Source organism: Streptomyces sp. NPDC031225, assembly GCF_055570355.1.
On record NZ_JBVIHJ010000035.1, the window covers coordinates 40,437 to 54,669 of the forward strand.

At 71.8% G+C, this 14,233-nt stretch carries 13 protein-coding genes; 6 read left to right on the forward strand and 7 right to left on the reverse strand.

The annotated features are described in order from the left end of the window. Nucleotides 1-131 precede the first annotated feature (131 nt). The 3 genes from ACZ48Z_RS40630 (at nucleotide 132) to ACZ48Z_RS40640 (ending at nucleotide 1,668) form a co-directional block, all read left to right on the forward strand. Nucleotides 132-521 (forward strand): DUF6153 family protein, encoded by a 390-nt coding sequence (locus ACZ48Z_RS40630; RefSeq protein ID WP_468740951.1) that lies wholly within the window; start codon nucleotides 132-134, stop codon nucleotides 519-521. A gap of 53 nt (nucleotides 522-574) precedes the next feature. Beyond that, nucleotides 575-1,153 (forward strand): DUF305 domain-containing protein, encoded by a 579-nt coding sequence (locus ACZ48Z_RS40635; RefSeq protein ID WP_468740952.1) that lies wholly within the window; start codon nucleotides 575-577, stop codon nucleotides 1,151-1,153. A 206-nt stretch (nucleotides 1,154-1,359) separates the two neighbouring features. After that, nucleotides 1,360-1,668 (forward strand): DUF3040 domain-containing protein, encoded by a 309-nt coding sequence (locus ACZ48Z_RS40640; RefSeq protein ID WP_468740953.1) that lies wholly within the window; start codon nucleotides 1,360-1,362, stop codon nucleotides 1,666-1,668. A gap of 15 nt (nucleotides 1,669-1,683) precedes the next feature. Here the strand turns inward: ACZ48Z_RS40640 and ACZ48Z_RS40645 are convergent, their stop codons facing one another. Next, nucleotides 1,684-2,256: an HAD-IIIA family hydrolase gene (locus ACZ48Z_RS40645; RefSeq protein WP_468740954.1), complete on the reverse strand. Its 573-nt coding sequence runs from the start codon at nucleotides 2,254-2,256 to the stop codon at nucleotides 1,684-1,686. Nucleotides 2,257-2,338: 82 nt separating this feature from the next. Next, entirely contained in the window at nucleotides 2,339-3,553 is a 1,215-nt protein-coding gene (locus ACZ48Z_RS40650) for a cytochrome P450 (RefSeq protein ID WP_468740955.1), read from the reverse strand. A 213-nt stretch (nucleotides 3,554-3,766) separates the two neighbouring features. Between ACZ48Z_RS40650 and ACZ48Z_RS40655 the strand changes: the two genes are divergently transcribed. Together ACZ48Z_RS40655 and ACZ48Z_RS40660 are read left to right on the forward strand one after the other, a co-directional pair. Further along, nucleotides 3,767-4,207, forward strand: a complete 441-nt coding sequence (locus ACZ48Z_RS40655) for an SRPBCC family protein (protein ID WP_468740956.1) — start codon at nucleotides 3,767-3,769, stop codon at nucleotides 4,205-4,207. A 22-nt stretch (nucleotides 4,208-4,229) separates the two neighbouring features. Beyond that, nucleotides 4,230-5,534, forward strand: coding sequence for a lanthionine synthetase LanC family protein (locus tag ACZ48Z_RS40660; protein ID WP_468740957.1), 1,305 nt, complete (start codon nucleotides 4,230-4,232; stop codon nucleotides 5,532-5,534). On the opposite strand, the gene ACZ48Z_RS40665 is transcribed toward ACZ48Z_RS40660, so the two are convergent. The 5 genes from ACZ48Z_RS40665 to ACZ48Z_RS40685 form a co-directional block, all read right to left on the reverse strand. After that, nucleotides 5,486-6,637 carry an XdhC family protein gene (locus ACZ48Z_RS40665; RefSeq protein ID WP_468740958.1) on the reverse strand — a complete coding sequence of 384 codons (1,152 nt, stop codon included), beginning with the start codon at nucleotides 6,635-6,637 and terminating at the stop codon, nucleotides 5,486-5,488. The genes ACZ48Z_RS40660 and ACZ48Z_RS40665 overlap by 49 nt on opposite strands. A gap of 49 nt (nucleotides 6,638-6,686) precedes the next feature. Continuing rightward, nucleotides 6,687-8,144 (reverse strand): NCS2 family permease, encoded by a 1,458-nt coding sequence (locus ACZ48Z_RS40670; protein WP_468740959.1) that lies wholly within the window; start codon nucleotides 8,142-8,144, stop codon nucleotides 6,687-6,689. 171 nt (nucleotides 8,145-8,315) lie between these two features. Next, nucleotides 8,316-10,703: a xanthine dehydrogenase family protein molybdopterin-binding subunit gene (locus ACZ48Z_RS40675; RefSeq protein ID WP_468740960.1), complete on the reverse strand. Its 2,388-nt coding sequence runs from the start codon at nucleotides 10,701-10,703 to the stop codon at nucleotides 8,316-8,318. Nucleotides 10,704-10,705: 2 nt separating this feature from the next. Further along, nucleotides 10,706-11,257: a (2Fe-2S)-binding protein gene (locus tag ACZ48Z_RS40680; RefSeq protein ID WP_468740961.1), complete on the reverse strand. Its 552-nt coding sequence runs from the start codon at nucleotides 11,255-11,257 to the stop codon at nucleotides 10,706-10,708. Then, complete coding sequence (locus ACZ48Z_RS40685) at nucleotides 11,257-12,147, reverse strand: FAD binding domain-containing protein (RefSeq protein WP_328751400.1); 891 nt, start codon at nucleotides 12,145-12,147, stop codon at nucleotides 11,257-11,259. The genes ACZ48Z_RS40680 and ACZ48Z_RS40685 overlap by 1 nt, the downstream gene beginning before the upstream one ends. A gap of 342 nt (nucleotides 12,148-12,489) precedes the next feature. Here ACZ48Z_RS40685 and ACZ48Z_RS40690 point away from each other — a divergent pair, with 342 nt between their 5' ends. Beyond that, the gene (locus ACZ48Z_RS40690; protein ID WP_468740962.1) at nucleotides 12,490-14,175 is read left to right on the forward strand and encodes a PucR family transcriptional regulator; all 1,686 of its coding nucleotides are present in this window, start codon (nucleotides 12,490-12,492) and stop codon (nucleotides 14,173-14,175) included. Nucleotides 14,176-14,233: the final 58 nt, after the last annotated feature.

The following is a 14,233-nucleotide window of genomic DNA, read 5'->3' on the forward strand; positions in this document are numbered from 1 at the left end:
CGGCCGGGTGCCGGGGCCCGCCGACAGGCCCCCTGGGTGCTGGGGCACACCCGTGCGGCGGAGCCCGCTCCCCGAACCCAGCCCTGTGCCCCTGCGGGTCGCGGTCCTGTGCGCCCCCTAGGATGAGTCCGATGACCAGCCCCGAGCAACTGCCGGCACTCTCGCCCCTGCGGCGGGCGTTGCTCGTGCTCGGGCTGCTCGTCGGGCTGTTGGCCATGCACGGGATGGCGCCCGGGGGCGGGCTCCAGGGCCACCCCGGCGGCGGCTCCGCGCACATGGCGACCGTCGCCGCCGGTGTCGACGAGCCCTGCCACGACGGTTGCGGCTCCGGACACCTTCACCACGCCGACCCGACCTGCGCGTCGGGCGCGGTGAGCGGTGGGCCCGCGCTGCCCGCGCTCGTTCCCGACCCCACCGCAACGGCCGTAGGGGACGACGCTCCCGGCCCGGAGGTCGTCACGTCTCAGGGTGGTGCCCGGGCGCCGCCCTCCCTCGCGGAACTCCAACTCCTGCGGATCTAGACACGGCGTGCTTCGCCACGTCCAAATCCGTTTCGCACCGCAGGAGTTCCCGTATGCGCACCACCCGATTCGCTGCCCTTTCCGTGAGCGCCGTGTTCGCTCTCGCCGCCTGTGGGGGCGGCAGCGACGACAGCAACGACAGCGGCGCCGCCAGTGCCGAGTCCCACAACGCCCAGGACGTCTCCTTCGCGCAGGGCATGATCCCGCACCACCAGCAGGCCGTGGAGATGGCCGAACTCGCCGACGGCCGGGCCTCGTCCGGCAAGGTGAAGGACCTCGCGGCGCGCGTCGAGAAGGCTCAGGGGCCGGAGATCAAGACCATGTCCGGCTGGCTGAAGACCTGGGGCGAGGACGTCCCGTCGTCGATGCCCGGGATGGATCACTCCGCGCACTCAGGCATGGCCGGGATGATGGACAGCGCCGACATGGACGAACTGAAGAAGGCCTCCGGCGCCGACTTCGACTCCATGTTCCTGACCATGATGGTCGAGCACCACGAGGGCGCCGTGAAGATGGCCACGACCGAGCAGGACAAGGGCGCCTACAAGCCCGCCACGGGCATGGCCGGTTCCATCGTCACCTCGCAGAACGCCGAGATCACCGAGATGAACAAGCTCCTCGGCGAGAACTGACCCACCCGCGTGTCCCCGCGGTGCCCGTGCCGTCGAGCCCGGGCACCGCGGCCTTCCCGCGCCGCAACCACCCGCCGTACGCGTGGACTTCGGGCACAAGTCCGAACAGGGAGGACATGTGGTGATCCATGGTGACGCACCGCACGGTTGACGCTCTCCTGTGCGGGCACCCGGAGAAGGACTCTCCGGATCCGCGAGGAGCGACAGTGGCCACAGGGCGACTCCCCGATCACGAGCAGCGCATTCTCGACGAGGTGGAACGCGCCCTTCGCCGCGACCGCCGTCTGGACCGACGGCTGCGCACCCTGCGTCTGCGCCGACGGCCCGACCTGTCCCGGATCACGCACTACCGGCCGCACATCCTGACCGTGGGCTTCCTGCTCACGGTGTCGGTCACCTTGCTGGTGATCGGGATCGTCACCTCACGTCCCGCGGTGATCTGGGCCTTCTCGGCGGTCTGGCCGCTGACCCTGTTCGCGTCGTTCCGGCTGGTGTGCCGGTGGACGGAAGGCTGATCCACCGGCCGGCCGTCAGCCCTCGCCGTTGTCGAAGGCCGACTCGATGGGCCGCTCGTCCACGAGGACCCGTCCCTTCGGGGGTCCGGTGAGCAGGCCGCGTACGGCGGTCAGGACGTCCGGCGCCACATGCGCGGCCCGTGCCGTCTCCTGCGGCCGGGTCCGCTCGTCGGGTACGAGGATCCCGTGAGCGCCCACCCGGGCCGCGGCCTCGGCGTCCGCGGCGGTGCCGACGACCGCGCACTCGGCCGGCGCGGTGCACACACGGCCCGCCGCCCAGAGGATCAGCCCCGGTTCCGGCGGACGGCAGTGGCAGCCGTCGTCGGGGCCGTGCGGGCAGACCCCCCAGATGTCGAAGGGGCCGAGGAGTTCGTCGACGCGGTGGTTGACCGCCCGGACGTCGGCGTCGCTGAGCAGTCCGTGCCTGATGCCGGGCTGCAGGGCGACGAAGCCGGTGCGGACGTCGTGCATCCGGAGCATGCCCAGTGCCTCCCGCGCACCGGGCACCGGACGCACTCGGTCCGGGTCGACGGCGTCTTCGGCGAGGATGCTGTCACGGTCGAACAGCACCGTACGCAGGCGCGTCATGGGCCACCTCCCGGCTCTCGCGTGCACTTCTTCCCCACCACGGGTAACCGCGCTGGGCCGGTCCATGCGGCGCGAACGCGTCCTACCAGGTCAGGTCGAGGCGGTACGGCGAGCGGTGGATCATCGTCGGCCGCATGACGGCGGGCGGTCCGTCGGCGAGCCGGAGCCCCGGCAGCCGGACGGTCAGTTCCCGGAGCGTGATCCGGAGTTGTTCACGGGCCAGTTGCGAGCCGGGGCAGCTGTGCGCGCCGAGACCGAAGGCGAGGTGGCGGCCGGGCGGGCGGGTGATGTCGAACGCGTCGGGACGCGGATGCCGGGCCGCGTCCCGGTTGGCGCCGCCGAAGGCCACGAACACCGTTTGCCCGGCGGGCAGTTCGGTGCCGGCCAGGGTGACGGGGCGGGTGGTGACGCGGCGGAAGCCCTGCAGTGCGCTGTCGTGGCGGGCGGCTTCCTCGACGGCGGCGGGGATCAGCTCCGGCTCGGCGCACAGCAGTTGCCACTGGTCCGGGTGCCGGAGCAGGTGCAGGACGGTCGTGCCGATGAGCGCGGTGGTGGTCAAGTGCCCGGCGATCAGCAGGTTCTGCAGGTGGGCGACGAGTTCGTGCCGGTGGTCGAGGGTGAGTTCGCCCGGTGCCGTGAGGGAGGCGACGAGCTCCGTGCACAGGTCTTCGCGCGGCTCGGCGTGCCGCTCGCGCGCGCACCGGTCGAGGATGTGCTGCATGGCCACCACGTCCTCGGCGGCGGCGATCTGCTCGTCCTCCTCCAGCGGACGGAACAGCAGTTCCTCGGCACGGTGCCCGCCGTGCACGACGGCCGGGACGTCGGCGGGGTCGAGGCCGACGATCCGTCCGATGACGTCGCCGGGCAGTTTCCGGGCGTACGCCGACATCAGCTCGACCCGGCCGTCCTTCACGAACCCGTCGACGAGGGCGGCGGCGCGCTCGGCGGCGTAGGGCAGGACGGCGGCGACCCGCGACGGCGAGAGTCCGCGCACGATCGGCGCGCGCAGCCGCTGGTGCAGGTCGCCGTCGGCGGTGACGACGACCGGTCGTCCGCCGAACCCGCCGCCGAGGACGGCCAGTGCGGCCGGTGCCGGCAGCACGTCGGGCACGAGGGCGTTCGCCGACGAGAAGTCCTCGGGGCGGCGCAGCACTTCGCGTACGTCGGCGTCCCGGGCGACCAGCCAGGCGTCGAGCTCGGCGATGTGTGTCAGGCCGTCGGTGTCCCGGGCCCGTGCGTAGTGCGGGTAAGGGTCGCTCTGCAACGCGTCGAGTGTGCCGTGCGGTTCGCTGTCCACGAGACGTCCCCCTGCGGCCGGCGATGCGGTGGCGCTCATCGTGCCGTACGGGTGAGCGGGTGCGGAAGACGTCATGAAGGGGCGAGCCGCCGCTCCTGCCCCCAAGAGCGCGGTCGACCGAGGTACGTCGCTCCGCCCATGTGCGCCTGCGCCATGTATGTGAGACCCCTATGAAATCCCCGCTGAACAGGCCGGATTCCCTAAGATCGGCCCGTGGTCACCTTCCTCCTCGAACGCACGGCCCCGCTCTCCCAGGACGAGGCCTGGCGCCGCCTCACGGAGTGGCCCCGCCACGGCGAGGTCGTCCCCCTGACGCGCGTCACCGTCGTGCCGCCCGGACCGACGGCCGAGGGCACGCTCGTCGTCGCCCGGTCGGGGATCGGCCCGTTCGCCTTCGACGACCCCATGGAGGTCACGGTCTGGCGTCCTCCGGCGGAGGGCGTCTCCGGCCTGTGCCGGCTGGAGAAGCGGGGCCGGGTGGTGCGGGGCTGGGCCGAACTGGAGGTGCATCCCGGTCCCGGCGGCCGGGCCCGGGTGGTCTGGCGCGAGGAAATCGGCGTCCGCTTCCTGCCCGGTCTGTTCAACCCGGTCCAGCGGGCGACGGCCCGGTCGGTGTTCGGCCAGGCGCTGAACCGGCTGCTGCGAGGGGCGTGAGCGGCGTGCAACAGTAGGCGCCATGACGGCAGTTGACGGTACGACGACGCAGGTGGACGAGGTCGAGCAGCTCGCGGTGGACGGGCTGCGGTGGCTGAGGGACGCCGCACGGGAGACAGCGGGCGACGGGCTCGGCTGGCCGGCCACCCGCTCGGACCGCGCACTCGACCCGACCCTCTACAGCGGCACGGCGGGGATCATCCCCGTCCTGCTGGAGGCATGGCGGCACTTCGACGACGACGCGTACGCCGACCTGGCTTTCCGGGCGGGCCTCGGCCTGACGGCCGCGGTCGACGAATGCGAGGACGACTCCCTGTACTTCGGCCGCACCGGCCTGGCCTTCACGCTGCGGGTCCTCGACGACGAGTTCGGCGATTCCACCTTCCGCATGGCGGCCGACCGTGCACTGGCACTCGTCCGTTCGCACTTCGACGGGGAGCGCTGGGGTGAGTTGTTCGAGCTGATGGGCGGCAACGGCGGGATCGGCCTGGCCGCCCTGGCGGCCGGTGACACCGAGTTCGCCGTCCTCGCGGTGGAGCCCTATCTGCGGACGGCGGAGAAGACTTCCGCGGGCGTCACCTGGCCGCACCGCCCGGATGTCGACGCCCGCCTCCACCACATGTCCCACGGCACCCTCGGTATCGCCTACGCGCTGGCACGGATCGGCCACACCGCCGGCCGCGCCGACCTGGTCGAGAGCGCGCTGGCCGGGGTCGCGGACGTCGTGGCCCGGGACGAGGGCGGGCCGGACGGGTTCCTGGTCCCGCACTCCACCCCGCAGTTCCGTCCCGACGTGGTCGAGCCGATCAGCTACGGCTGGTGCCACGGCCCGGCCGGCGACGCCCAGCTCTTCCGGCTGCTGCGCGACACCCACGGCGACCCGGCCTGGGCCGCCCTCGCCGACCGCTGCTGGCACACGCTCATCGGCTCCGGGATCCCACAGCGCCTGCGCCCCGGGTTCTGGGACAACAACGGCCGCTGCTGCGGCACGGCGAGTGTGCTGGCCCTGGCCTGCGACCGCATCGCCGAAGGGCGGCAGGCGCACGACTTCGCGCGGGTCCTGGTCACCGACCTCGCCGCCCGCGCAGTCCGGGACGGTGACGGCGCCCGCTGGTCCAACGTCGAGCACCGGGCCACCCCGAGCGACCTCGAACCGAACACCGGCTGGGCGCAGGGCAACGCGGGCATCGTGCGTGAACTGCTCCGCTTCGTCGGGCTGAGCCGGGGCGGCGACCCGGGTTACGCGTTCTCGTGGCCGGACCAGCCCCCGGTGACCGCTCAGGCCACCGAGCCGATCCGCCGGACGGGTTCCGACACCCCGTCGTGATGGATCGGGGTGTGCGCCCCGGTGAGCGGGACGCCGCTGCCGCCCCGCCGGGCGGCGACGATCTCCGCGGCGATGGACAGGGCCGTCTCCTCGGGCGTACGGGCGCCCAGGTCAAGGCCGATGGGTGACCGCAGCCGGGCCAGCTCCAGCTCCGTCACACCGACTTCACGCAGCCGCTCGTTGCGGTCGAGGTGGGTGCGGCGGGAGCCCATGGCACCGACGTAGGCGACGGGGAGTCTGAGGGCCAGTCGCAGCAGGGGTACGTCGAACTTGGCGTCGTGGGTGAGGACGCACAGGACGGTCCGGGCGTCGACCTGCGTGCGTTCCAGGTACGTGTGCGGCCACTCGACGACGATCTCGTCGGCCTCGGGGAAGCGTGCCGTCGTCGCGAAGACGGGGCGCGCGTCGCACAGGGTCACCCGGTAGCCGAGGAACTTCCCGATCCGGACCAGTGCCGAGGCGAAGTCGATCGCGCCGAAGACGATCATGCGGGGCGGTGGGACGGAGGACTCGACGAGCACGGTGAGCGGGGCTCCGCAGCGTGAGCCCTGTTCGCCGATCTCCAGGGTGCCGGTGCGGCCCGCGTCGAGGAGGGCGCCGGCCTCGGCGGCGACCGTGCGGTCCAGTTCGGGATGGGCGCCGAAGCCGCCGTCGTACGAACCGTCGGGCCGTACGACGAGAGCGCGTCCGACGATCCCCCGCGGGCCGGAGACGACCCGTGCCAGGGCCGCCGCCTCCCCGCGGGCGGCGGCTTCCAGCGCGGCCGTGACCACCGTGCGGACGAGGTCGCCCGCCCGGACCGGGGTGACGAGGATGTCGATGACACCGCCGCAGGTCAGGCCGACGGCGAAGGCGTCCTCGTCGCTGTAGCCGAAGCGTTCGAGGACCGGTTCACCGTCCTGCAGTGCCTGCAGGCACAGCTCGTACACCGCGCCCTCGACGCAACCGCCGGAGACCGAGCCGATCGCCGTGCCGTCGGCGTCCACCGCGAGGGCGGCGCCCGGCCGGCGGGGCGCGCTGCCGCCGACGGCCACGACGGTGGCCACGGCGAAGTCACGTCCCTGCTCGACCCACCGGTGCAGTTCTTCGGCGATGTCCAGCATCTCGGTCTCCTTGACGGCGGTTGCGTACGGGGGATTCGGGTGGGGTCGGCTAGTGGACGCCCAGCCAGCTCTCGACGGGGTTGAGGGCGTAGTAGAGGAGGAAGATCAGCGTGAGACCCCACATGAACGCCCCGATCTCCCGCGCCTTGCCCTGGGCGGCCTTGATGGCGACGTACGAGATCACTCCGGCGGCGACGCCCGCGGTGATCGAGTAGGTGAACGGCATGATCACGACGGTGAGGAAGACGGGGATCGCGGTGGCGCGGTCGGCCCAGTCGACGTGGCGGGCGTTCATCATCATCATGGCGCCGATCACCACCAGGGCCGCGGCCGCGACCTCGCCCGGCACGATCGCCGTGAGCGGGGTGAAGAAGAGACAGGCCGCGAAGAACAGGCCGGTGACCACGGAGGACAGTCCCGTACGGGCTCCCTCGCCCACGCCCGTCGCCGACTCGACGAACACGGTCTGGCCGGAGGCACCGGCCACGCCGCCGATCGCGCCGCCCGCGCCGTCGATGAACAGCGCCTTGGACAGGCCCGGCATCCGGCCCTGGTCGTCGGCCAGTTTCGCCTCGGTGCCGACGCCGATGATGGTGGCCATCGCGTCGAAGAACCCGGCGAGCACCAGCGTGAACACGATCATGCCGACCGTCATCGCGCCGACCTCGCCCCAGCCGCCGAACTCGACATGCCCGAAGATCGAGAAGTCGGGTGTCGACACCGCGCTGCCGTGCAGTTCGGGGGCGCCGCTCGCCCACTGTCCGGGTGCGATGGCACCGGCCGCGTTGAGCGCGACGGCGAGTACGGTCCCGCCGACGATGCCGATCAGGATCGCCCCGGGCACTCCGCGCGCCTGGAGCATGAAGATCGCGAGGAGGGTGACGGCGAACAACAGGACGGGCCAGCCCGCGAGTTCACCCGTCGGGCCGAGGGTCACCGGGGTCGCCTTGCCCTGGTGGACGAAGCCGGCCTTGTAGAAGCCGATCAGGGCGACGAAGAGGCCGATGCCCATCGTGATCGCGTGCTTGAGGGCCAGCGGGATCGCGTTCATGATCATCTCACGCAGGCCGGTGACGACCAGCAGCATGATGACCACGCCGTACATCACGCACATGCCCATCGCCTGCGGCCAGGTCATCACGGGGACGACCTGCGAGGACAGGACTCCGGAGACGGAGAGTCCGGCGGCGAGCGCGAGCGGCACCTTGCCGAGGAAGCCCATCAACAGCGTGGTGAGGGCCGCCGCGAACGCGGTCGCGGTGATGAGGGCGTTCTGTCCGAGCGTGTGTCCCGCCGCGTCCTTGCCGGACAGGATCAGGGGGTTGAGCAGGAGGATGTACGCCATCGCCATGAAGGTGGTGACGCCGCCGCGCACTTCGCGGGCGACCGTGGATCCTCGCCGGGATATGTGGAAGTACCGGTCGAGCCAGGACCTGCCTGCCGGGACGCGGGTGCCTTCTCCCGCGTCGTCGGCGGTGGTCGCCGGCTCCAGTTGCTGCTGGGTCATGTGGGCCTACTCCCAAGGTTCACAGGGACACCCGTACCGACCGCCTCGGCGGCCACGGGATTTGGGAAGGTGCTTCGGCCGCACGACCCGGGGGACGGCCCGAGACGAACGATCTGCTTGCTCCGGGCGACGCGGCGAGGTGTGACGTTCCCGCGCGCCGCCCGGAGGGACCTACGCCGTGCCGGTGAGGTGTTCCGGGCGTACCGGCGTCCTGTTGAGCTCCAGCCCCGTCGCGTTGCGGATCGCCGCGAGCACGGCCGGGGTCGAGGACAGGGTGGGTGCCTCGCCGACGCCACGCAGTCCGTACGGCGCGTGGTCGTCGGCGAGTTCGAGCACGTCGACGGGGATGGTCGGCGTGTCGAGGATGGTGGGGATCAGGTAGTCCGTGAAGGACGGGTTCCTGACCTTGGCCGTCACGGGGTCGACGATGATCTCCTCCATCACCGCCACCCCCAGGCCCTGGATGGTGCCGCCCTGGATCTGGCCCACGACGGACAGCGGGTTGAGCGCCTTGCCGACGTCCTGTGCGCAGGCCAGTTCGATGACCTTGACCAGGCCGAGCTCGGTGTCGACCTCGACGACGGCGCGGTGCGCGGCGAAGGAGTACTGGACGTGTCCGAAGCCCTGCCCGGTGCGCAGGTCGAAGGCCTCGGTGGGCCGGTGCCGCCACTCGGCCTCGACCTCCACGGACTCCTCCTCCAGTACGTCGACCAGGTCCGCGAGGACCTCACCGCCGTCGGTGACGACCTTGCCGCCCTCCAGGAGCAGCTCGGCGGTGGCCCAGGCCGGGTGGTAGGAGCCGAACTTGCGGCGCCCCAGCTCCAGCACCTTCTCCCGGACGAGCTCGCAGGAGTTCTTGACGGCGCCGCCGGTGACGTACGTCTGACGCGAGGCCGAGGTCGAACCCGCCGAGCCGACCTGGGTGTCGGCCGGCTGGATGGTCACCTGGGTGACACCGAGCTCGGTGCGGGCGATCTGCGCGTGGACGGTGACTCCGCCCTGCCCGACCTCCGCCATGGCGGTGTGCACGGTGGCGACGGGCTCGCCCGCGATCACCTCCATGCGGACGCGCGCGGTGGAGTAGTCGTCGAACCCCTCGGAGAAGCCGACGTTCTTGATGCCGACCGCGTAGCCGACACCGCGTACGACGCCTTCGCCGTGGGTGGTGTTGGACAGACCGCCCGGCAGCTGCCGTACGTCGGCCGCCTCGCCGGCCGCGAGCCACTGCTGCTCCGGGGGAAGCGGCATCGCCTTGACGCGGCGCAGGAGTTCGGCGACGGGGGCGGGCGAGTCCACCGGCTGGCCGGTCGGCATGATCGTGCCCTGCTCCATGGCGTTCAGCTGCCGGAACTCGACCCGGTCGATGCCCACCGCGTCGGCGAGCTTGTCCATCTGCGCCTCGTAGGCGAAGCACGCCTGGACCGCGCCGAAGCCGCGCATCGCGCCGCAGGGCGGGTTGTTGGTGTAGAGGGCGATGGCCTCGATGTCGACGTCGTCGACCACGTAGGGGCCGATCGACAGCGAGGCGGCGTTGCCGACGACCGCCGGGGAGGCCGAGGCGTACGCGCCGCCGTCGAGGACGATCCGGCACTTGACGTGGGTCAACTTGCCCTCGCGCGTGGCCCCGTGCTCGTAGGTGAGCTTGGCCGGGTGCCGGTGGACGTGCCCGAAGAAGGACTCGAACCGGTTGTAGACGATCTTGACGGGCTTGCCGGTGCGCAGTGCGAGCAGACAGGCGTGGATCTGCATCGACAGGTCCTCGCGGCCGCCGAAGGCCCCGCCCACGCCGGACAGCGTCATGCGGACCTTGCGCTCGGGCAGGCCGAGGACGGGTGCGATCTGCCGCAGGTCGCTGTGCAGCCACTGGGTGGCGATGTAGAGGTGGACGCCGCCGTCCTCGTCCGGTACGGCGAGACCCGACTCGGGGCCGAGGAACGCCTGGTCCTGCATGCCGAAGGTGTACTCGCCCCGGACGACGAAGTCGGCGCGTCCGGCGGCCTCCTGGGCGTCGCCGCGGACGATCGGCTGGCGGTGCACGATGTTCGGGTGGGCGACGTGGCCGACGTGGTGGTCGTCGCGTCCCTCGTGGATCAGGATCGCGTCCGGCGCGGTCGCGGAGGCCTCGTCGGTGATGACGGGCAGCTCGCGGTACTCGACCTTGATCTTGGCGGCCGCGCGGCGGGCCGTCTCCGGGTGGTCGGCGGCGACGATGGCGACCGGCTCACCGTGGTGGCGGACCCTGCCGTGGGCGAGGACCGGGGTGTCCTGGATCTCCAGACCGTAGTTCTTCACCTCGGTCGGCAGGTCGTCGTAGGTCATGACGGCGTACACGCCGGGCAGGGCGAGGGCCTCACTCGTGTCGATCGACACGATCTCGGCGTGCGCGACGGTCGAGCGGAGGATCTGCCCCCAGAGCATGTCCTCGTGCCACATGTCGGACGAGTACGCGAACTCGCCGGTGACCTTGAGGGTGCCGTCCGGACGGAGCGTGGACTCGCCGATGCCGCCCTTGGTCTTCGAACCCTGGGTGATCTTGCTGGGAGCGCCGTTGGCAGCCACGGTCAGACCTCCTGGGATTGCCGGGCGGCCGCGAGGCGGACCGCGTCCATGATCTTCTCGTAGCCCGTGCAGCGGCACAGGTTGCCCGACAGCGCCTCGCGGATGTCCGCGTCGCTCGGGTTCGGGGTGCGCTCCAGCATCTCGTCGGCGGCGACCAGCAGCCCCGGCGTGCAGAAGCCGCACTGGACGGCACCGGCGTCGATGAACGCCTGCTGGATCGGGGCGAGTTCGGTGCCCTCTCCGGCCTGGGAGTCCTGCCCGGACTGCCCGGACGTACCGTGGGCGCCGCTTGTGCAGGACCGCTGTTTCGCGTGGTCGGCGAGTCCTTCGACGGTCACGACCTCACGGCCCTCGACCTGCCCCGCAGCGACCAGACACGAACACACCGGGACCCCGTCGAGCCGGACCGTGCACGACCCGCACTCGCCCTGCTCGCAGGCGTTCTTGGACCCCGGCAGCCCGAGCCGCTCCCGCAGCACATACAGCAGGGACTCGCCCTCCCACACGTCGTCCGCTTCCTGCGGACGTCCGTTGACCGTGAAATTGACGCGCATCAGGCGACTCCCTCCGAACGGGCGGCGGTGCCGCGGTACGACTCCCAGGTCCAGGTCAGCGTGCGGCGGGCCATGATGCCGACCGCGTGGCGGCGGTAGCTCGCCGTGCCCCGGACGTCGTCGATCGGGTTGCAGGAGGCGGCGCACAGGTCCGCGAACTGCTTGGCGACCGACGGGGTGATGATCCTGCCGTTGTCCCAGAACCCGCCCTCCTCCAGAGCGGCGTTCAGGAACTCCTCGGCGGCCTTGGCCCGGACGGGGGTGGGAGCGGCGGAACCGATCCCGGTCCGTACGGTCCGCGTCCGCGGGTGCAGCGCGAGCCCGAAGGCGCACACGGCGATCACCATCGCGTTGCGGGTGCCGACCTTGGAGTACTGCTGGGGCCCGTCCGCCTTCTTCACGTGAACGGCCCGGATGAGCTCGTCGGCGGCCAGCGCGTTGCGCTTCACGCCGGTGTAGAACGCGTCGATGGGGATGAGACGCGATCCCCGCACCGACTCCACCTCGACCTCGGCGCCCGCCGCGAGCAGAGCGGGGTGGGCGTCGCCGGCCGGGGAGGCGGTGCCGAGGTTGCCGCCGACGCCGCCGCGGTTGCGGATCTGCGGGGAGGCCACGGTGTGCGAGGCGAGGGCCAGGCCCGGCAGCTCACCGCGCAGGTTCTCCATGATGTGGGTGTACGGCACGGAGGCGCCGAGCCGCACGGAGTCCTCGCCGACCTCCCACTCGGTGAGGTCGGTGACGCGGTTCAGGTCGAGCAGGTACTCGGGCCGCCGGTGGTCGAAGTTGATCTCGACCATCACGTCGGTGCCGCCCGCGATGGGCACAGCGGTGGGGTGCTCGGCCTTGGCGGCGAGCGCCTCCTCCCAGCTGGCGGGGCGAAGGAAGTCCATGATCGGCTCTCTTCTACGTCTCGTGATCGTACGGATCGAGCCAGAACGTGTGCGGCGGCCTCGGCTCGTTCATGTGCTGTTTACGTGGAGTGAAGCCAGTACACAGCGTCGTACTCCGACCGGGTCAGTCACGGAAACCATGAAGGAGTTGGCTGGTCGCGGCCCTCATCTTGTAGATTCATATGAACGGAGGGCTTCGGTAACCTCCATGTTTTCCTTGGGAAACGTCCGGCACAGCCCACGTGACCTGGGACACAGTCCGAAGGCGGCAGAAGCCGCTCCCCACCCCACCGGTCCCCCTCCCCATCGTAGATTTCGAGACAGAGAACGGCGGCGACGAGAATGCGGCTGCGCGCACTGCTGGACACCGACGCGCTGGGCCTGCGGCTGCTCGGCGGCGAGGACGAGCTGGACCGCACCGTACGCGGTGTGATGACCACGGACCTGCGCGACCCGAGCCGCTACCTCGCCGGCGGGGAGCTGGTCCTGACGGGCCTCGCCTGGCGCCGTGACGCCGCCGACTCGGAGCCTTTCGTCCGACTGCTCGTACAGGCCGGAGTGGTCGCGCTGGCGGCCGGCGAGGCGGAACTGGGCAACATCCCGGACGACCTGGTCGCCGCCTGCACCCGCCACCGGCTCCCGCTCTTCGCGGTGCACGAGTCGGTGGCGTTCGCGACGATCACCGAGCATGTCGTACGGCAGGTCTCGGGCGAGCGCGCGGGCGACCTGGCGGCCGTGGTGGACCGGCATCGCCGCATGATGACCTCGGGCCCTGCGGGCGGCGGCCCCGACGTGGTCCTGGACCTCCTGGGCTCGGACCTGGACCTGCGCGCCTGGGTCCTGTCCCCCACCGGGCGTCTGATCGCGGGCCCGAAGGTGGCGGGTCCGGGTCTGCCGGCCGACCTGTGCGCGAAGCTCGCGGCGGAACACCTGGCAGCCGCCCGCACCGGCCGCCGCGGCCCCCACCGGGTCACGCTCGGATCGTCGACGTACTCCCTCTTCCCGGTCCGCCCCTCCGGCCGCTCCACGGGTGCCTCCCGGGACGTGCGCGAGACCGTGCTCTCGGACTGGCTGCTGGCGGTCGAGGCGGACGCCGGTGACTGGCCGGAGGGACGCCTGGACCTCCTCCAGGGCGTCACCCAGCTGATCGCGGTGGAGCGCGACCGAAGGGACGCGGCCCGCACGGTCCGGCGCCGGCTGGCGCAGGAGGTCCTGGAACTCGTCCAGGCAGGAGCCGCCCCCGCCGAGATCGCCGCCCGCCTCCGGGTGGCGGCCCCGGTCCTCCTTCCCGGCCTCGGAGCGGCCCCGCACTGGCAGGTGGTCGTGGCGAAGGTCGAATGGCAGGACGGCGGACCGGACGACGGACCGGACGGCGGACCGGTGGCCCAGTCGCTCCTGGAGGAGATCCTGGTGGACCCCCTCGCGACCGGCCCCGAACCCTCCGACCGCATCGCCGTGGCCCACACCGGCGGCGAGGCGATCGCCCTGGTGCCCCTCCCCGCGGTCTCGGCCGAGCACGACGGCTCGGAGGCCGGCATCCTGGCCGAGGCCCTCCTGGAATCGGTCCGGGACCCGCTCTCCGCGGGTCTGGACGGCGACGGCCGGGTCACCCTGGGAGTCAGCGCGACGGTCCACTCCGCGGAGGGTCTCAGAGGCGCCCTGGAGGAGGCCCGTCACGCCCGCAGGGTGGCGGCGGCCCGCCCGGGCGGGGTCTGCGCGGCCGGCCACCAGGAACTGGCGTCGCACGTCCTGCTGCTGCCGTTCGTGCCCGACGACGTCCGCCGGGCCTTCACGGCCCGTCTCCTGGACCCCCTGCGCGACTACGACCGCCGCCACCGGGCCGAGCTGATCCCCACCCTGGAGGCCTTCCTCGACTGCGACGGCTCCTGGACGCGCTGCGCCACCCGACTCCACCTGCACGTCAACACGCTGCGCTACCGCGTCGGCCGCATCGAGCAGTTGACGAGCCGTGATCTCTCCCGCCTTGAGGACAAGCTGGATTTCTTCCTGGCACTGCGGATGAGCTGACGGCCGCGGGCCCTCCGACGCCCACGACTTTGTGAATTCCTTCACCCACCCCCTTGGC